Raw genomic sequence first — 17920 nt, forward strand, 5'->3', positions numbered from 1 at the left:
ACCCCCTGGGGGTATAGATCGACCAGTCCGCCACTGTGATTTCCGCTATACCCCTCCCCCGTATCTGCATGAGTGTCCGGTCCGGATCGCCGCCGCGCATCGCGGGCGAATCCGCCGGGAGGCGTACGTCCCACCCGTGACGACCGCAGCGGACGGCAGGGGACACCACTCGGCCGGATCCAGGCGGAACCGCCGACTCCGCGGTAACGGTCCGAACGGGACGGTCTCCTCACCGCGGTGAACCGGGTGTCCACCCGTCACGGTGAGGAGACCGGGGCCGGGAGGCTCAACACCCGCGCCAGGACGGCCGAGAAGACCTCCGGTTCCGGACGATCCCCCCGCCAGGCGACCACGCCGTCGGGACGCACCAACACCCCCTCCGAAGACCCCAACCGGTAGACCCCGGCCACCTCGCCACCGCAGCCGTGCACGTCCACGGGTACCGGCGCGCGGCGTGTCACCCGCCGCCAGCCCAGCGCGTCGCCGGCCGTCAGGAGCACGAAGCGGTCACCGAACAGGTCCACGGTGGATCTGCCGTCGGCCAGCCACACGTGCGGTGCCCGGGTTCCCGGTCGGCCGGTGAGAGAGGCCGCCGGCGACACCACCGGCGGCGGCCGTCCCGTGACCACCGCGTTCGAGCGGTATCCGAAACCCAGCAGTACGTCGTTCCGGTCCACGATGGGTTCGGTGGCGCCGCCGCCGGAACCGAACCGGTGCCCGGCACGTGCCGTCGCCTGCGCCAACGCCGCCGTCGCGGCGGGACGCCGCTCGGCCTCGTAACTGTCGAGCAGGCCGTCGCCCGCCCGGCCGAGCGCCACCGTCGCCAGTTTCCACGCCAGGTTCCGGGCGTCCTCCACACCGGTGGAACCCCCGAATCCGCCGGTGGGCGGCATGACGTGTGCCGCGTCACCGGCGAGGAACACTCTTCCCACCCGGTACCGGTCGGCAACCGACGCGCCGACCCGGAACCGCATGACCCTTCGGTCGCTCCCCGGAAGCTGGGGCAACAACGTGACCGGCAGGTCGGGCACACCTACCGCCTGCCGCACCAGGGTCACGCAGGTACCGACGTCGTCTCCCGCCTCGTCCACGGTGCCGAACACCCAACGGTGCGCGTCGCGTCCCAGCGACATGAGGAAGGTGCCCGGTCTCGGACGGGACAGGTAGGCCATGTCCACCGTGCGCCCCGCCAGCGCGGGCCGCAGGTCGGCGGCGACCAACGCGGTCAGCATGCGACGTTCTCCGCCCGAATCGGTCGACGCCACACCCAGCGCGTGGCGGATGGGGCTGTCCGCCCCGTCCGCGGCGACCAGATAGTCGCACTCGACGGGCTCGGGTTCCGCTCCGGCGACACGTAGGACGCCCGACACGTGATGGCGGTCCTGCCGCAGATCCGTCAGTTCGACACCGAACCTCACCCGCGCACCCAGTTCGACCGCGCGGCGGCACAGCAGCCGCTCCACCCGGTCCTGGTCGATGGGCAGGCCGGCGCAGGGACTCAGGTCCGCCCCCGCGGCGACGTCGACGTGGAGCGCGACCGCCTCGTGCCGGCCCGCGAGGCTGTCCGCCCGGACCGACACGTAGTCGGCGGGACCCGGCAGGTGCAGCCGATCCGCCAGCAACGCCGGTTCCAGACCGACCTGCCGGTACGACTCCATGCTGCGTATCGAGAGGCTGCGCTGCCGAGGATGGCTGAGCAGGCCGGCGTGCCGCTCGACGAGTACACAGCGGACACCGTGCCAGGCCAGGAAGACCGCGCACGACAACCCCACCAGTCCCCCACCGACGACCAGCACCCTCGGCCCGCCGGACATCACGGACCGCCGGTCACGGGTTCGGCCGCGCACTTCGTCACCGCCGCGTCGCGTCCACATCGTGTCGTCGTGCGGACGCGCATGCCGTCACGCCCGGGATCGACCGTCAGGACCCGCTCCTCGGTCCAGCCGGCGAGACGGAGGTCTCCGCCGCCGAGGTGTACCAGACCGAATCGTGGCGTGCCCTCCACCACCAGGACGGGGCCGTCCGGCGTGACGACGATCTCGGCGGGCACGGTCGCGTCGGCCGGCGCCACGGGTTCCTCTTCGGACCACTCGAGGAATCGTCGCGGTAGGGGGAAACGACACCGCAACGCGTCGCGTTCACCCGGGGTGAGCGGCACCGGTGCGCGGGCCAGGACCACGTCCTCCACGGCGATCCCGCCGAGGTATCCGGACGGGAACAGGTCGAGCAGTTCCTTGCCGACCAGGCAGTCCAACACGAGGTGGACCCGTGCCGTGGTGCCGGTGTTGGCCACGAGGTGTGGACGGTCGAAGTCCCCGAACCAGAGCCGTCCGGCCTCCCAGTGGAACGACCGGCCGTCTATGACGACGGTCGCCCCCGGGTTGGTGACCACCGGGACGTGCAACCGCACCACGCCCCAGGGCATGCCGCACTTGGCGTCGCGGTGTTCGGCCACCTCCACGCCGGGCCCCAGGGCCATGAGACGGACGGCGAGCAGACCGGCCGGGAACTCCCGGATCAACCGGCGCAGCGCCGGTGCGCCGTCGAGGTGAGGGGTCTCGGCGTGCTCGACCAGTCCGGCGCCACCGGCGTCGGTGCGCAACGGGTCGCCGCCGGGACTCCGCAACGGCAGGATGGTCCAGTCGATGTCGGACTGCCGCCGCATCCCGTCCTGTCCGATGGCGCGTTGCGCCCGCCAGGGGCGGCGTCGCAGCTCGGCCACCTCGGCGGCCAGTTCGGCGGCGTCGTAACGGCGGGCGAGCCGGACCGCCGGGGGAAGCGCCCGCCAGTCCGTGGGGTGGTCGATCATGGTTCCTCCGGGGATGGTTCGGCGAGGTGATGCCGTGGCCCGGCGGCCGTGCCGGGCCACGGTCATGACAGCTGCCGGATCGCCGTCCGGCCCACGTGCTCGATGTCGTCGTCCGAGGCGCACCGATGCCGGGCCGGGCGGACGGCAGTTCAGGGCATGTCGGTCACCGGCACGCACGCCGGCACCGACCGCCGTCCTCAGTACCAGTAACGCATGGCACACCTCCTTTCAGGACCGTGTGGCGTTCACACTCCTCCGGTTCGCCGTCGGCGCCCGGAAGCCTCAGCGGTCGTGGGCGAGTCGGGCGACCAGCGTGCCCTTGTCGTCCAACGGCGTACCGCTCTTCTCGATCGCCGTGCCACCGACGGGGACGAGTCCCGCCGCGGCGAGGTCGGCCACGACTCCGGCGGGCCGGTGCATGTGGTGATCACGTTCCACGACGTGGCGGCCGATCTCCTCCCCCGCCGACCACGTCCGGTAGACGTGCCTGACCCTCGCGAGGTCGTCGGTGACCGGCCGCACCTCGGTGGACAACGTGTACCGGCATTCGCCCTGCACCGCCGCCCGCACCTCGTGCTCGTCCAGGTCGGGTATCACCTCGTCCTCGACCATGTCCATGGCCAGCACGCCGCCGGGCGCCAGATGCGCCGCCAGGGTCTCGAACAGGGCGGGCCGCGCGGTCGGCGGCACGTGTTCGTACACCGCCGACAGGTACACGTAGTCGAACCGGCGGCCCAGGTCGAATCCCGGTGCCGCGACATCCAGGACCGTGACCCGGTCGCGCAGCCCCGGATCGGCGGCGAGCTTGGTCAGCAGCACCGCCCGCATCGTCGGGGACCTCTCCAGGCACGTCACCGTGCCCGCCCGCCGCGCGACCGCCATGGTCATCCGTCCCGTGCCGGGGCCGATCTCCAGCGCGTCACCGCCCTCGGGCGCCATGTCGGCGAAGAACCCGACCAGCTCGGCGGAGCCGGGCCCCACGTGCAGCAGGTCGTAGAGTCCGGCGACGGCACCGTAGGGGTCGGTGTCGGCGGTGACGGTCAGGTCGGGAACGGGGGTCATGCGTCCTCCTGGTGACGGGGTGACGGCCGGCCGGGGAGTGCCCCGGCGGCGGCGGCACGGTCGAGGTACTGGCCGGTGGTGTTCACGTGTGGGAAAGGGGCGTCGGGTACGGCCACACCCAGGCCGGCGCACAGCGGCTCCCAGCCGCGGGCGGGATCGCACTCGACCAGCCGGTCCGGCGGCACCTCGGCGCGGACCTCCTCGTTGTGCCGCAGGTACACGGCGACGGCGTGGGACCGGTCGGCGAAGCGTCCGCCGAAGGTGCCCCGCCATACGATGTGTTCGATGGCGTGGTCGGCGGCGGTCCGTGGCCGCGCCGGGCGGGTGCGGTACAGGGTGGCGTGGACGCTGTCGTACCAGGTGTCGGGGTCCCTGACGGTCAGCAGCACCTTGGCGTCGGGGAACGCCGCGGCGAGGTCACGCCAGTAGCGGCTGCCGGGCCAGGCCACACTGGACCGGTAGCCCGCGAGCAGCCCGGCGGCCGTGACGCCCGGCTCGCCGGACGCCAGGGCGGACCAGCCACGGGCGTGAACCGGATCGACGGCCAGCATCCGCATGTAGTGCACCGGGCCGAGTCCCAGCGTCTCCAGTGCGGTCCGGACCGAGGAGGTTCCGGTGCGGCCGAACGCGGCGCCGACGACCCTCATGACCGGCCGCCTCGCGGTCGTGGAGCGGTCATCGCAGCGCCGTCTCGAAACGGGCGGGACTGCGCAGCGTCAGGTTCGGGTGGTACTCGGGCGCGTTCACGGCGTGGGTGTCGGGATACCGTTCGGCCAACAGGTCGAGCACGGCGCGGATCAGCACCACGCTGAACGGCGACCCCAGGCACGACTTCGGGCCGCGACCGAACCCCAGGTGCGGATTCGGATGCCGGTCCAGGAGCATCCGGTCCGGTTCGGGGAACCTGTCGGGATCCCGGTTCGCCGCGCCCAGCAGCAGGGTCACCGCCTGCCCCGCCTTCACCTCGGTGTCGCCGACGCGGGTGTCGTGGACGCAGGCACGAGCGACCGCGTGGATGGGTGAGCAGTACCTGACCACCTCGTCGATCGCCCGAGCCGGGTCGGCGGCCCGGAATCCGTCGAGGGTGGCCGCCTTGTGGTGGAACAGGGCGATCGCCAACAGGGACAGCAGTTTGCTGCCCGAGCTGTATCCGCTGAACAGCAGTCCGCGCACCGTGTTCGACAGCACCATCGGATCGATCCCGGAGTCGGCGACGTGGGAGACGACCGCGCCGAGCACACCTCGGCTCGGCGGGTCGGCGAGCCAGCCGTCCACGAGGGTGCCGAGTTCACGCTGCGCCTGCTGGACGGGAGCGGCACGTTCGGGCCACAGTCCGGCGTCCATTCCGGCCCCCACGACGCGGCCGACTCCGCTGAGCCAGCCACCGTCCGGCTCGGGGACTCCGAGGTAACCGCAGATGGTGGCCAACGACAGGGGTTCGGCGAGGTCGGCGACGAAGTCGAAGGAGGGACGGCCGGCGAGGCGTGTCAGCAACGCCTCGGTGTGGTGCCGCACCATCCCGTCCAGCCCGGCGGCCGGCTGTTCGCGCAGTGCGGCCATGAACGGTCGCCGTACGGCGGTGTGTTCGGGCGGGTCGAGGGTCAGCATGTTGACGGCGCGGGGTGGCATCTCCTCGCCCACCCTGCGCCAGTCGGCGGCGAAGTTCGCAGTGTCGCGCAGGACGTCGACGCAGTCGGCGTGGCGGGTGAACATCCACGAGTGGAGACGTGGATAGAAGAAGACCGGCCGTTCGGCCCTGAGGCGGGCGTACGCGGCGTGAGGATCGACGAGCGCCTCCGGACTGGCGATCGACAGGATCGGGTCGTCGGCAACCGGTTCCGGCATTCGCGTGCTCCCTTCGCCAACACCGCCGGCGAGCGGCTCGTTACAGACTAGGGGTCACGACATGATCACACCACAGAGTCGTCCATAAGTCATCCATAATGGATCGAGTACGGGTTCGCTTCAACACCAACGCTTCTCATCGATTCTAATGTGTCTGTACAACACCCGGCGATCCGGAGTGGACCGATGCCGGTGGGTTTAGGCAGCGCTCAAGGACGCAGCAGGATCTTGCCTCCGACCGCCGGTCGCAACGCATGCCGCAGCGCCACCGGCCACGCGGTGAGCCGGTACTCCGCCGCGATGGAGGTCCGGAACACCCCGCGCCGCAACAGGTCGAACACCTCGTCGAAGGCGCTCCGCAGCGCACCCCGCTCCATCCGGTGGACCCGGTCCCGCAGCCGGAAGAACTCGACCGTCACGTCCGGGCGAGACACGACCGACCGCGGCAGGGGTTCACCTGACAACAGTCCGTAGTGGAACAGAACACCGCCGGGCCGCAACCGCGCGGCCAGCCGGGCACCGTCGCGCCCGCCCACACAGTCGAACACCGCGTCACACCGGGGCAGTCGATCGACCGCGTCCGGATCGGCGGAGACGTCCACGAAACGATGGAATCCGGCCCTCGGGGCTCCCGGCGACCGCCGGGCGACACCGATCACCTCCACTCCGCGCGCCGCCAACAGGGCCGCCACCATGCCGGCCGTCGCCGAACCCGCCGCGTTGACCGCGACGACCTCGGGGCGGTGGAGTGCGAGCGATTCGACCATGGAGACCGCCGTCAACGGATTGACGTAGGAGGTGGCGGCCACCCGGTCGTCGAGGTCGTCGGGGACCGGTACACACCAGTCGGCGTCGGTCGTCTTGACGGTCTGCCATCCACCGGCCGACCCGATCGGGATGACCCGCCGCCCGACCGGCAGGCCCGGGGCACGACTCCCGACGACCCGGCCGACCCCCTCGAATCCGGGCACGAAGGGCAGGACAGTCCGGGTGGCGTACGCGCCGGTGACCGGTATGAGGTCGGACGGGTTGACCGGTGACATCGACATCGCGACCCGCACCTGACCGGGACGCAGGGGCGGCGGGAGCACCGGCACCAGGCGCAACACGTCGGCCGGACGACCGAACCGGGCGGCGCTGAGCGCGACCGGGCGACTCACGCGGCCGCCTCACTGCCGAGTCGGCGGCACGGAGCGGCCACCACGCTGCCGACCGGGCGGCACCGTGTCGGCGCCTCACACCGGTACCGCAGGGCGGCGCGCCGATCCGCCGCGCTCACGGGGGTGTTCCCGCACGGGCACGTCCGCCCGAACGCGGATCGGCGGCGCGACGTCCCACAGGCCATGGCGTGATCATCCCAAGCCGCCGCAGCCGGATCGGCTCCCCCACCCGGCCGGAATCGGACACGTCTCGACTCACCCCACCCCTGTGACGGTCCGGCGAAGGACTCGGGTACAGTTGTCGACGTCCCACGGTCGATTAGCTCAGCGGGAGAGCGCTCCGTTCACACCGGAGAGGTCACTGGTTCAATCCCAGTATCGACCACCACGAAATGCCAGGTCAGAGCACTCGATGCGAGTGCCTGTTCCCGAATGGTTCCTGAGTTCGTTGCCGGACTGAACCCACCAACGCGACACAAGCCCCACCTAATGACTGGCCGGACTTCGCCCATCGGCCTATCGTCGGGCCAGAGACCCTTGAACATGCCATGTATTGACGTCCACCGGCGGCGCGGCACCCCGGCCGGCACCCCGGCCAGGATCGAAACCCCCAACGCCGGGTTCCGGCAAGCCACCTCTGTACTCTCGATACCACATCGGCGACGCAGCTCACGCAATGGTTCGGCTTCGGCATCCTCATGCCGCCTTGCCGGCCTTCGTTGCGGTCCGTTACATCGTTGCGTCACACGCATCGGCATACGGTTCCCCGGTCCACCACACGCCGACGACTAGAAGGGGAGCCCGGCTCATCGGGACGGCCTTCGCATCACCCTGTCGCCGAACTCGCCGACGATCTCGGCCACCTTGCCCGGGGCGAGGCTGTTCGCCGCATGACCTTGCCTGCGCATTCGCACACGTTCGGTCTCCGGTATGGCGCGTTCCAGCGCATCCAGCCGTTCGCCCAGGTGGGCCGGACTGCGTTCACCGCCGAGCAGGACGACGGGCACACCGATTCTCGCGTACGCATCGAGCCGAAGACCGAGTCCGTCGATGGCCTCGCAGTCGTCGAGTTGGTGCGGAGCGAGGCGAGCCAGTTGGGGAAACACAGGAACACAGACGCCCGTCATCCATGCCGTCCATGCGGGCGCCCGCACGATGTCACGCAGAAAGACGGCCAGCGCCCTACCCGGCCTTCCGGCGGCCATGGCGGCCTGCGCCCGCGTCAACGCCTCCCCACCGAGCGGCGGTCCGACCACACAGGGCGGTTCGTACAGCACGGCGCCCGCGAACGCCTCGGGCAACGCCACGAGCGCCTCCAACGCCAGCACCGCGCCGGACGAGTGCCCCACGATGAGCATCGGCTCGTCGATCGACTCCACGAGTGCACGCACATGCGCGACCTCCTCGGCCATCGTGCACGCTTCACGTGCCTTGAGGTCCCGCCGATACTGTCGGCGATGCAGGCGCAGCACCCTGAATCGCGACGCGAGTCGAGCGGCGACCTTCTTCCAGGACGCACCCTCGTCCATGCCGCCGTGGAGAAACAGGATCACCGGGCCACGGCCCTCGTCGAACGCACGCACACCTGTGCCGTCGAGTGCCGTGGCCGTGATCAATTCGGAACCCATCAGCAGACCTCCAGGGTGATCGCACGTCTCGGCGTATCGAACAGGATGTCAGATTGTGAACTAACGGATCCGGCTCGCCGCCCGGCGTCGACAACCGGCACGCCCGGGGATGGTCCCTTGCCGGTCCAGCGGCGAACAGCGTCACGTGCTGCTCCCCGCACGCTCGGAGGGAGCAGTGGGTTGAAAGCGGAGAACTCGCCATGGACCATCCGAGAAACGATGTGTCTCAAGGGAGGGATACCGTTGTTACTCACCTGAGCGGGGCGGTTCCGCATGTGGGTGACCGCGGCCGGCCCCACGCAGGGCCGTGGAAGTCCCTCCGCGACGTGGCCGTGCACAACCAAGAGGCGTCCGGCAGGCTCACCGCGCTCGGACCGGCGAGAACGAGAGCAGAGACCTCCGATGACACTGACACTCGGCGCCGTCCTCGGCAGCGCAGGCATCGAACCAGCGGGATGCCTGGTGATCCGCCACGCGTACGTCCAGGAACACGCCGACACAGGACTGCGGGGCGTCCACGCCGACTCGACCGATGAGGAGATCCTCGCCTACACGAGTCGGCAGTCGGCGAAGCCTCGGAAATTTCCCCCGGTCCCGCCCCGCCTCTGGGTCGTGTTCATGCCCGAAGGTGGGAACCGGGCGCGCCTGTGGTCCGTCATAGACAACCGGGGCGAGGTCTCAGACGACGGCTCCCTGCGCACGTTCGACCTCGTAGAGACCGATCACCTGGCAGACCTGAGGAACCGGCTCGTAATCGGATGGAGATCACCGCGGACATGGCGGCTCAACGGGCCCACGGCGGCCGGGTACCCGGTGGTGGAGATCGCCGACGCTCAGCCGGAACCGTTCCCCGGCTTCGACCGACTCGTCCTCAGTCATGCGAAGCTCCACGCGGTGATGCGCGAACACCGATACGCGGCGTGGCGGACGGCGCTGTCCTCTGTGGTGGGCGTCTATCTCATCACCGATACCCGTGACGGCCGCCAGTACGTGGGCAAGGCCGACGGCGCGGAGAGCATCAGGCAACGGTGGAGCGCCTACACGTCCAACGGACATGGCGGGAACATCGAACTGCGCAGGATCGATCCCACGAGCTTCCGCTTCTCCTTGCTCCGAGTCTTCGACCCCTCGACACCGACGAAGGTGATCGATGAAGCCGAGAGCCACTTCAAGTTCGCCCTGGACACACGGAAACACGGCCTCAACCGGAACTGAGCAGGAGAGGAGGAATCTTCCGGTGATGGTGCCGACGCCTCGCGATACGTTCCCGGTCTTCAACTGGAGTACGCCTTCGTCCGGTGTAGTGCTGCCATCCGGGTGCATGCGCACTCCCACTTCCAGGTCAGGCGGAATTCCGACCCGGCGACTTCGCTCGCTCGCGCGAACCGACGGAGCCGCACCGGAAGCGCGATCGGCCATCAGGGCGTCTAGTCGTGATGCCTCATACTCGCGACGGCATGTCTAACTCAGCAGCCGCTCCAACACATCGAGGGTCTCCTGGATGTCCAGTTCGTCCTGGCGAGGCAGTTCGTGAAGATAGCCCCGATCAAGTGCGACAGCATAGATCTGCTCAAGTTCCCACCACTGTGAGCGAAGCTCCTCGCCATATGGAAGTTCCTCGAGTTCCAAAAAAATCGAGCTTAGGTCATTGACCAGACTCCGGAGTGTGATCTTGCCGGCACGGTACTTCTGAATCGACTGACATGCGCCTTCGCGCAACCACTGTTCACCAGAACTCTCACTCATTGATCGATCCTTCCCTGATCACCGGCCAACCTCACATCGGGACCGGTCTGTTGCTCGTTCCGTAGAAACGCGAATGCCTCGCCCTGCCGGATCTGATTTCCTGCACAGTGGCCCAGGGCTTGAAATGCGATACGACCACGTCAGTCGAGGAGCGCCACGTAGACCGGGGTCGCCAGAATCGTGTCGGAGTCTCGGGCCAGTACCTTCGCCACGAATTCGACTCGCTGTTCCGGTCCGGACATCCGCGAGACCGCGGACCGCACGGTGGAGAAGACGTCGAGTTGGGGAGAGCTCTCGTGCGTGACGGCTTGGAGCAACTGCGCGTCCTCCGCCGGCGAGGCGACTTCGATCCCCTCCATGAGCGCAGGCGCGTTCGATCCAGATGCGCCTGCGTCGGCTGGCTGCCAGCCTATGAGGTGGCGACTCGACCCGCTCAGCACCACCGTCGTCGCATCGGGACGCCCCCCGAACAGTGCGATACGACCGCCTGTCTCGGTGTGAACGATGTCCCAGCGCATCGGCATCGTGGCCCAGAAGAAGGCGTTCCCCTCATCGATGGTGCCGAGCAGTTCCCCGTCCTGAAGATGACGGAGCACGCGTTCGAGTCGTGCGATCCGACCTCCGCCGGTGGTCGTCCTCGCCCGCCTGACACTGAGCACCTCCAGGTCGAACGCGATCTCGGTCTGACTCTCCCCGATCGGCCGGGAGTCGAACTGCGGCAGGATCATGTCCACCTTGGAGTCCGATATGTAGAGGAAGTAGCTGAACGACAAGGAGATCCTTTTCGGACTGAACTGGACGGGTTCGGTGTGCGAAACCGAGAGTACAGTCCGGCCGTAGCCGACTCGGTCGCGAAGGCGCGTAGGCTGGATGCCACGTCGCCGTTCGGTCCGGCCGGATCGAGCGACCTCCCTGGAGTGCAGACGGCGATGCGGGATGCACTGATCCTGTTCGTTCAGGTGGCCGAGTCGGATCGCCGCTTCATCGACGAGGTGCTCATGTGTCAACGAGAGTGGCGGCGGCTGCGGCGAGTCCTGCTACGCCTGTCGCCTCGCGTTCCTCATTCTCCGGCCATGCCGACGCTCGGATGACCGGCACCCGTCGATCCGGTGAGTGACCGACGGGTGCTCATTCCGGAGAAGACGACGGCGGCTCGGTGTGAACGCGCGTCGGGCCATACCGTCGGAAACGCGTCCGCACCACTGCCGTGAGGTGCCGGGCACGGTGGCGGCGCCGGTGGTGTCGTGCGCGGTTCCGGCTTAGGATGAGGTCGGTCGTCGATGTCTTCGGAAGGGGATTCCGATGCTGCGTGAGGCGGTGGAGTCGGACGTGCCGGCGATCGGCGCGCTCATGCGGAGATCGGTGCGGGAGGTCTTCCCGCTGTTCCACGACGACCGCGAAACGGCGGCGGCCGCCCGGTACCTGACCGAGCCCGACACCGTGCTGATCGAGGACCGCACCTACTACGTCCACGAGGCCGGCGGGCAGATCGTCGCCTGTGGCGGCTGGAGCAGACGGGACAAGCTCTACACCGGTTCGGGTGCGGCGCCCACCGACGACCGGATGCTCGATCCGGCGACGGAGCCCGCGCGGGTACGCGCGATGTTCGTACGCGGCGACTGGACCCGCCGTGGGCTGGGACGGGCGATCCTCGCGAGGTGTGAGCAGGCCGCCCGGGCCGAGGGGTTCGGGGCGCTGGTCCTCATGGCCACACTGCCCGGCGTACCGCTGTACCGGTCCTTCGGCTTCCGTGAGCTGCGATCCACCCGTATTCCACTGCCGAACGGCGTGTTCCTGGACGGCGTGTCGATGGAGTATCCCCTCTCGACGGCGGCGGGGTAGCCCGCCGGGTCATTCCGGCGCCGGAAGCGTCGGGTGGTCGGTGGGGTAGATGCCGATCGCGAAGCCGTACATCGTCTCACCGGATCGCGGCAGCCGGTCGTACTCGGCGACCAGTTCGGCCATCCTCTCCCAGAACCGGGACGCCTGCTCCTCCGAAATGCGTGCGTGCCGGATGAAGCCCCAGAGTCTCCCCTGCCCGAAGGCCGCGGCGGATTCGCGTGCCGCCACCTCGAAGTCGTTGAAGTCGCCGGACTCCTCCCCACCTGCCGGTGAAGGCTCGGCCGCCACATGGAACATGCGCGCGGTGCGCCCGTAGAAGCGCTCTTCGATCGCGCGGACTCTGCGCGTACGCACCACCTGGAGGAGGCCGTTGCGGGTGAGCACGTCCACGTGGTGGGCGACGGTGCTCTTAGGTCGTTCGACGGCCGCCGCCAGTTCGGTCACGGTCGCGGCGCGTTCGTGGAGCAGCTGCAGGATCGTGGTGCGGAGTGGGTGGCCGATGGCCTTCACCTGGGCGGCGGTGGTCAACGCCATCCGATCGGCCAGTTCGTAGTCCGGGGGGTTGTCGACCATGGTTGAACAGACTACCATCACGGAACGTTCCAATAATGTCGATCATTGAACGGGAGAACGCCGACATGGCAGAAGTGCTGCTGTACCACCACATTCAGGGCCTGACCGACGGAGTGCGGGCCTTCGCCGAGGAACTGCGGCGGGCCGGGCACACCGTGCACACCCCCGACCTGTTCGACGGCCGGACGTTCGCCACTCTCGACGAGGGCTTCGGATTCGCGCGCGACACCGGCTTCGACGTGATCCGGGAACGCGGAGCCGCCGCGGCAGAACCGCTCGGCACCGACCTGGTGTACGCGGGGTTCTCCTTCGGTGTCACCATCGCGCAACGACTCGCGCAGACGCGGCCGGGTGCCCGTGGGGCACTGCTCATGTACTCCTGCATCCCGGTCACGGAGTTCGGGGAGGCGTGGCCGAAGGGCGTGCCGGTACAGATCCACGGCAAGGAGGGCGACGAGTTCTTCGACGAGGACCTGCCGGCGGCGCGCGAACTGGCCGGTTCCACTGCGGACGCCGAACTGTTCGTCTACCCCGGTGACCAGCACCTCTTCGCCGACTCCTCGCTTCCCGACTACGATCCGGAGGCGGCCGCGCTGCTGTCGAAGCGGGTACTGGCGTTCCTCGCCGCCGGAACGGGATGAATCCGGTGAATCCGTGTCCCGGCGGCTGCCGTCCCGTGGGATCCACCGGCGACGGGTGGCGCAGAACGAGTCCGTGAGGCATCATGGAGGTCGCCTCCCGGTGCGCAGTCCACGGTTACTTCCTCTCCAGAAACGACACCGTGGGCGCCCCGATCTCGGGAGGCGACCTCCACACCGGACGGCACGGTGCGGCCGAGAGGCGGTCGGCGACGGATCCCGTCGCATCCCACCTCGGCATGGCGGGGCCGCGCACCGTGGAGATCACGCTCGGCCGGTCGGCCTCGGGGAGGTGCCGACGGTCTCGGACAGCGAATCGGCCAGCGCCTGGATCTTCGCCGCCTTGGCCTGACCGATGTCGCGATAGAGTCCGGCGGCGGTGGTCAGATGCGATCGCGCCGCGGCCGTGTCACCGACGGCGGACAGCGCGCGGCCGAGGCCCTCATGGGCGAGGGCCTCGCCGGCGGGATACGGAACGTCGGCGAACCGGCGTAGGACCTCACGGAACCGCGCGATTGCGGCGCCGTGGGCACCGGCGTCGTGGTCCAGTTCGGCCAGGCCGATGTCGGCGAAGCACACTCCGATGTCGTTGCCGAGCTCGGCGCACAGCGTCCGCGTCTCGGTGTATCCGTCGCGCGCCATCCGGTGTTCCCCGGCGGCGTGGGCGGCACGGCCCAGCGACACGAGTGACACCGCCAGTTCGTAGGAGTCCTCGTTGCGCCGTTGCAGTTCCACCGCCTGCCGACAGTGCCGCAGGGCGTCCCGGTACTCCCCGGCGTCCCGGCAGATCTCCCCGAGCAGCCCGTGGGTCTGGGCCACGCCCTGCAGGTCGCCGAGCTCCTCGTGCAGCCGCAGCGACGCCTTCGCGTGGAGTTTGGCCTCGGGCAGTCTGCCCGCCAGTCGTTCGGCCATTCCGAGATACTGCCGGGCGTTGGCCTCGGTGGAACGGTCACCCACCTCACGCGCCAGGCGTGCGCCCAGAGTGGCGTACTCGATCAGGGTCTCGTACTCGCTGGTTCCGGAGTACCCGAGCGCCATCGCGGTGAGCACCTCCGCCTCGGCTCGCCGGTCCCCCACCTGCCGCGCCAGCTCCAGCGCCTCCTGGTTGAGCGCGGTGTTCCGCGCCATGTCACCGACCGCGACCGCGTTCTCGGCCTCGATCCGCAGGGTGACGATGACGTCGTCGAGCGCACCGAGGGAGCGGAACCCGGCGATGGCCTGCGAGGCGTGGTCGCGGTCGTCGCCGAAGAGCGGCGCGACCCGCGCCAGACCGGCGGCTGCGCGGAACCACGTGAGGCCGCCCGGTTCGGCGTGCTGTCGGGCGGCCAGATAGGCCGTGTGGGATTCTCGGAAGCAGGCCAGGTCCGCGAGCTGCTTCCCCAGCCGCACCGCGTAGTCGCCGATGGCGGTGTCGGCGGGGAATCCCAGGCACGCCAGCAGGGCGGCGAGTTCGGCGCGTATCCACTGCGGAGACGCGGCGTCGATCCGCTCGGTGTAGTGACGCAGCAGGCGCCGGCGGGCCGCCGGCAGGTCGACGTCCAGGTCGCGGGCGAGCGTGAGGGCGTGTTCCCGCAACAGGTCGTGCATGCCGAACCGCCCGGGACCGGACTCCGCGCACAGGCTCACGGAGCCGAACGCCCGCAGGAGACGCCGCGCCTCCGGTTCCGAGGTCTCCAGCAGGGCGGCGGCAGCCGCCGTGTCCATACGCGGTCCCGGGTGGACCGCCACCAGGCACAGCCGCCGCGCGTCCTCTTCCGACAGCCGGGAGGTCGACCAGGAGAGCACCGACGCCACGGCGGTGGCGTCGTCTCCTCCGGCGGCGAGCGCGGCCAGCCGGTCGGTCTCCAGCTCCGCGATGTACTGCGTGAGGGTCGTGTCGGGGTGGGCGGCCTGGAATCCGGCGGCGGCCACCAGTAGCGCCAGCGGCAACCGGGCGCACAGCTCCACCATTCGTCGTACCGCCTGCGGTTCGGCGGCCACGACGGCGCCGCCGACGAGTTGCCGTACCAGGGTCTCCGATTCGGACTGCGGCAGTTCGTCCAGGAAGATCCGCCGGGCGCGTTCTCGTGCCGCCAGGCCGTCCATCCGGTCTCGGCTGGTGATGACCGTGAGGCAACCGGCGACCGGGGTGAGTACGGGCCTCACCTGTGCGGCGTCGAAGGCGTCGTCGAGCAGGATGAGGTACCTGCCGCGCTCCAGGCGTTCTCGCAGCAGCGCGCGGGCCTCCTCGGCGTCGTTGGGGAGTCGTTGACCGTCCACTCCCAGTTGCCGCAGCAACTGCCGCAGCGCGTCGGCGGCGGTGACCGGGGATCCGCCGAACCCCTGCAGGTCGACGTGCAGGCCGCCGTCGGGAAACGCGCGCCGGGTCGACGCCCGGTGCGCCCAGTGCACCGCCAGGCCGGTCTTGCCCACGCCGCCGGTTCCGGCCAGCAACACCGGTGGGGCCGCGGTGTCGTGGGCCGCGTAGGCGAAGGTGTCCAGCGTGGCGAGGTGTTCGCGTCGCCCGACGAAGCCGTGGACGTCGGCGGGCAACTGGTCGCGGACGGGTGGCCGTCCGCCGGCCGCGCCCGGTGTGGCCGGCGGCTCGGTGGAGTCGCGGCCGCCCGGGGTCGCCTCCTGCCGGAGGATGCGCAGATGCAGTCGGCGCAGCGCCTCGTCGGGGTCGGTGCCCAACTCCTCGGCGAGCCGGATCCGCATGTCCTCGTACACCCGAAGCGCCTCCGGCGCCCGCCCGGCCAGGCACAGCGCCTCCATCAACAGTCCGGTGGCGCGTTGCAGGTAGGGGTTCTCCTCCAGCAGCCGTCGCGCCTCGCCGAGCACCCTGCCGTACTGCCCGAGGGCCAACTCGGTCGCCAGCCGGTCCTCTACGACGGCGAGTCGCTGTTCCTCCAGGTGGGCCGCCATCGTGGTGAGGACACTCCCCGGCAGGTCCGCCAGGGCCGGGCCGCGCCACAGGTCGAGCGCCGCGCACAGGTCGGCGTGGGCGTCGCCGTGACGGCCGGACGCCAGATGTTCCCTGCCGCGCCGGGCCAGATCGTGGAACCGGTCGACGTCCACATCGGCTCCGACGATGCGGTAACCGTCGCCGACCGACTCGATCGGATCGTGGCCGGCGTCGGACAGGATGCGACGCAACGCCGCCACGGAGTTCTGGACCTGCCGTTTCGCGGTGTCGGGAGGTCGTTCCCACAACGCCTCGACGAGCCGGTACATCGGGATCTGCGCTCCGGAGCCGAGCAACAGCATCGCGAGGATCTTGGGACGGTGCCGCCCGGTCACCGCCACCGGTTCACCGTCGCGACGGACGTCGAGCGGCCCCAGGATCCGGAACTCCATCGCACCTCCTGTGACGTCCGGGTTCGGCGAGAGAAAACATACCCGCCGCGCCGGACACCTCCGGTGTTCAGCCGATGTCGACGACATGCGCCCACGCCGGCGGCACGTCCGGCTCGTAGTCGGGGTCGGTCTCGTCGACGGCCCGTGGGGGCCGGGGGAAGAGCCCGACGATGGTCCGGCACGGCGGCGGGGCGGACGGCCACGGGGTCTGACCGTCGGTCAACGCGACTATCACGTCCGGGCGGGGCCGGGCGGCGACCGCCCGCGCGAAACCGGAACGCAGGTCCGTACCACCGCCGCCGGTGAGTGTGACGCCCTCCGCCCGGCAGAGCGGGACGGCGATCCCGGCCGCCGCGTCGCACGAGATCACCGAGACCAGGTCGCGTCGGCCCGCCAGGGCGCGGGAGATCGCGGTGACCTCCAGGAGGGCGGCACCGAGTTCGGCGTCGCTCACCGACGCGGAGGTGTCGATCACGACGCAGACACGCGGCGGTGTGCGTCGCAGGCTGGGTAGCACGACGCCCGGGAGGCTCGCCGCGCGGCGGGAGGGGCGCCGGTAGCTGTGGTTCTCTCCGGCTCCCGGCGCCCCCACGGCGGAACGGATGGCGGCGCCCAGGAGTTGCCGCCACGGCTGCGGCGGGTGGAACGCCTCGTCGGCCCAGCGACGCCACCCCTTCGGGGCGTTCCCCGGGCGGCCCTTGAGCGCCTCCGCGACCCGAAACCGCACCCTGTCGCGTTCCTGCCTGCTCAGGCCCTCGGCGCCTTCGGCTCCCAGTTCCCACGGGCGTTCGTGCCCGTCGGCGCCGCTTCCGCAGTCGAGCCACGCCAGGTCGGCGGCGAGCCCGGACATCGACGACATGTGGAGGTACTCCTCCATCAACAGGCCGTTCGGCAGGTTCAGCATCGACGGGAGTGCCACCCCGGTCGGCTGTGGCAGGCCGTCCCCGTAGATGTCGTCGTTGATCTCGAAGTCGGCGGCGATGTTGCGCCGCAGTCGCTCGCCGGGGCCGTGCTCGCCGTGTGCGTTCGCGTGGCGTTCACCGCGTCGGTGGTGGTCGCGGAGCAGGTGGGAGACCTCGTGCACCCACACGCCGGCGAGTTCGTCCACCGGCATCCGCGCCACGAACGCCGGTGAGACGTAGCAGCGCCAGTAGGCGTCGACGGCCATCGTGGGCACCGACGGGTCCTCGATCACGTGCAGCGCGAACAGCGCGTCGGCCAGGTAGGGACGTACCTTCACGGCGTGGAGTCGCGCGGCCAGCAGCTTCTCCATGTCCAGCC

At 70.0% G+C, this 17920-nt stretch carries 15 protein-coding genes and 1 tRNA gene; 4 read left to right on the top strand and 12 right to left on the bottom strand.

Features of this window, described 5'->3' with window-relative positions:
- Positions 1-257 precede the first annotated feature (257 nt).
- From LX16_RS08665 to LX16_RS27915, 6 genes are all read right to left on the bottom strand, one after another.
- Positions 258-1814 carry an FAD-dependent monooxygenase gene (locus LX16_RS08665; protein WP_158645532.1) on the bottom strand — a complete coding sequence of 519 codons (1557 nt, stop codon included), beginning with the start codon at positions 1812-1814 and terminating at the stop codon, positions 258-260.
- Positions 1814-2809, bottom strand: coding sequence for an aspartyl/asparaginyl beta-hydroxylase domain-containing protein (locus tag LX16_RS08670; protein ID WP_147135736.1), 996 nt, complete (start codon positions 2807-2809; stop codon positions 1814-1816). The genes LX16_RS08665 and LX16_RS08670 overlap by 1 nt, the downstream gene beginning before the upstream one ends.
- 282 nt (positions 2810-3091) lie before the next feature.
- Positions 3092-3871, bottom strand: coding sequence for an SAM-dependent methyltransferase (locus LX16_RS08675; protein ID WP_147135739.1), 780 nt, complete (start codon positions 3869-3871; stop codon positions 3092-3094).
- The gene (locus LX16_RS08680; RefSeq protein ID WP_147135742.1) at positions 3868-4518 is read right to left on the bottom strand and encodes a sulfotransferase family protein; all 651 of its coding nucleotides are present in this window, start codon (positions 4516-4518) and stop codon (positions 3868-3870) included. The genes LX16_RS08675 and LX16_RS08680 overlap by 4 nt, the downstream gene beginning before the upstream one ends.
- 28 nt (positions 4519-4546) lie before the next feature.
- Complete coding sequence (locus LX16_RS08685; RefSeq protein ID WP_147135745.1) at positions 4547-5716, bottom strand: cytochrome P450; 1170 nt, start codon at positions 5714-5716, stop codon at positions 4547-4549.
- Positions 5717-5925: 209 nt separating this feature from the next.
- Positions 5926-6876, bottom strand: coding sequence for a zinc-dependent alcohol dehydrogenase family protein (locus LX16_RS27915; RefSeq protein ID WP_147135748.1), 951 nt, complete (start codon positions 6874-6876; stop codon positions 5926-5928).
- Between the two features lie 313 nt (positions 6877-7189).
- On the opposite strand from LX16_RS27915, the gene LX16_RS08695 reads away from it, so the two are divergent.
- Positions 7190-7264, top strand: a tRNA-Val gene (locus tag LX16_RS08695).
- 418 nt (positions 7265-7682) lie between these two features.
- On the opposite strand, the gene LX16_RS08700 is transcribed toward LX16_RS08695, so the two are convergent.
- The gene (locus tag LX16_RS08700; RefSeq protein WP_147135751.1) at positions 7683-8504 is read right to left on the bottom strand and encodes an alpha/beta fold hydrolase; all 822 of its coding nucleotides are present in this window, start codon (positions 8502-8504) and stop codon (positions 7683-7685) included.
- A 402-nt stretch (positions 8505-8906) separates the two neighbouring features.
- On the opposite strand from LX16_RS08700, the gene LX16_RS08705 reads away from it, so the two are divergent.
- Positions 8907-9719 carry a GIY-YIG nuclease family protein gene (locus tag LX16_RS08705; RefSeq protein ID WP_147135754.1) on the top strand — a complete coding sequence of 271 codons (813 nt, stop codon included), beginning with the start codon at positions 8907-8909 and terminating at the stop codon, positions 9717-9719.
- A gap of 246 nt (positions 9720-9965) precedes the next feature.
- On the opposite strand, the gene LX16_RS08710 is transcribed toward LX16_RS08705, so the two are convergent.
- Positions 9966-10250, bottom strand: a complete 285-nt coding sequence (locus tag LX16_RS08710; protein WP_147135757.1) for a hypothetical protein — start codon at positions 10248-10250, stop codon at positions 9966-9968.
- A 140-nt stretch (positions 10251-10390) separates the two neighbouring features.
- Entirely contained in the window at positions 10391-11023 is a 633-nt protein-coding gene (locus tag LX16_RS08715; RefSeq protein ID WP_147135761.1) for a DUF7019 family protein, read from the bottom strand.
- 529 nt (positions 11024-11552) lie between these two features.
- On the opposite strand from LX16_RS08715, the gene LX16_RS08720 reads away from it, so the two are divergent.
- A complete protein-coding gene (locus LX16_RS08720; protein WP_147135765.1) occupies positions 11553-12092 on the top strand; it encodes a GNAT family N-acetyltransferase in 540 nt (179 codons plus the stop codon).
- Positions 12093-12101: 9 nt separating this feature from the next.
- On the opposite strand, the gene LX16_RS08725 is transcribed toward LX16_RS08720, so the two are convergent.
- Positions 12102-12665: an ArsR/SmtB family transcription factor gene (locus tag LX16_RS08725; protein ID WP_147135768.1), complete on the bottom strand. Its 564-nt coding sequence runs from the start codon at positions 12663-12665 to the stop codon at positions 12102-12104.
- 65 nt (positions 12666-12730) lie between these two features.
- On the opposite strand from LX16_RS08725, the gene LX16_RS08730 reads away from it, so the two are divergent.
- Positions 12731-13306 (top strand): dienelactone hydrolase family protein, encoded by a 576-nt coding sequence (locus LX16_RS08730; protein WP_147137351.1) that lies wholly within the window; start codon positions 12731-12733, stop codon positions 13304-13306.
- 261 nt (positions 13307-13567) lie between these two features.
- Here LX16_RS08730 and LX16_RS08735 read toward each other — a convergent pair whose 3' ends face one another.
- Positions 13568-16639: an AfsR/SARP family transcriptional regulator gene (locus LX16_RS08735; RefSeq protein ID WP_158645533.1), complete on the bottom strand. Its 3072-nt coding sequence runs from the start codon at positions 16637-16639 to the stop codon at positions 13568-13570.
- A gap of 67 nt (positions 16640-16706) precedes the next feature.
- Positions 16707-17912 carry a DUF2201 family putative metallopeptidase gene (locus LX16_RS08740; RefSeq protein ID WP_147137353.1) on the bottom strand — a complete coding sequence of 402 codons (1206 nt, stop codon included), beginning with the start codon at positions 17910-17912 and terminating at the stop codon, positions 16707-16709.
- Between the last annotated feature and the right edge of the window lie 8 nt (positions 17913-17920).

It is taken from the genome of Stackebrandtia albiflava, from assembly GCF_007994225.1.
Classification (GTDB): domain Bacteria; phylum Actinomycetota; class Actinomycetes; order Mycobacteriales; family Micromonosporaceae; genus Stackebrandtia; species Stackebrandtia albiflava.

Coding starts and splice junctions, on each gene's coding strand:
- LX16_RS08720 (WP_147135765.1), top strand. CDS start 11,553: ATGCTGCGTGAGGCGGTGGAGTCGGACGTGCCGGCGATCGGCGCGCTC.
- LX16_RS08710 (WP_147135757.1), bottom strand. CDS start 10,250: ATGAGTGAGAGTTCTGGTGAACAGTGGTTGCGCGAAGGCGCATGTCAG.
- LX16_RS08665 (WP_158645532.1), bottom strand. CDS start 1,814: ATGTCCGGCGGGCCGAGGGTGCTGGTCGTCGGTGGGGGACTGGTGGGG.
- LX16_RS08675 (WP_147135739.1), bottom strand. CDS start 3,871: ATGACCCCCGTTCCCGACCTGACCGTCACCGCCGACACCGACCCCTAC.
- LX16_RS08670 (WP_147135736.1), bottom strand. CDS start 2,809: ATGATCGACCACCCCACGGACTGGCGGGCGCTTCCCCCGGCGGTCCGG.
- LX16_RS08700 (WP_147135751.1), bottom strand. CDS start 8,504: ATGGGTTCCGAATTGATCACGGCCACGGCACTCGACGGCACAGGTGTG.
- LX16_RS08735 (WP_158645533.1), bottom strand. CDS start 16,639: ATGGAGTTCCGGATCCTGGGGCCGCTCGACGTCCGTCGCGACGGTGAA.
- LX16_RS08730 (WP_147137351.1), top strand. CDS start 12,731: ATGGCAGAAGTGCTGCTGTACCACCACATTCAGGGCCTGACCGACGGA.
- LX16_RS08705 (WP_147135754.1), top strand. CDS start 8,907: ATGACACTGACACTCGGCGCCGTCCTCGGCAGCGCAGGCATCGAACCA.
- LX16_RS08685 (WP_147135745.1), bottom strand. CDS start 5,716: ATGCCGGAACCGGTTGCCGACGACCCGATCCTGTCGATCGCCAGTCCG.
- LX16_RS08740 (WP_147137353.1), bottom strand. CDS start 17,912: ATGGAGAAGCTGCTGGCCGCGCGACTCCACGCCGTGAAGGTACGTCCC.
- LX16_RS08725 (WP_147135768.1), bottom strand. CDS start 12,665: ATGGTCGACAACCCCCCGGACTACGAACTGGCCGATCGGATGGCGTTG.
- LX16_RS08680 (WP_147135742.1), bottom strand. CDS start 4,518: ATGAGGGTCGTCGGCGCCGCGTTCGGCCGCACCGGAACCTCCTCGGTC.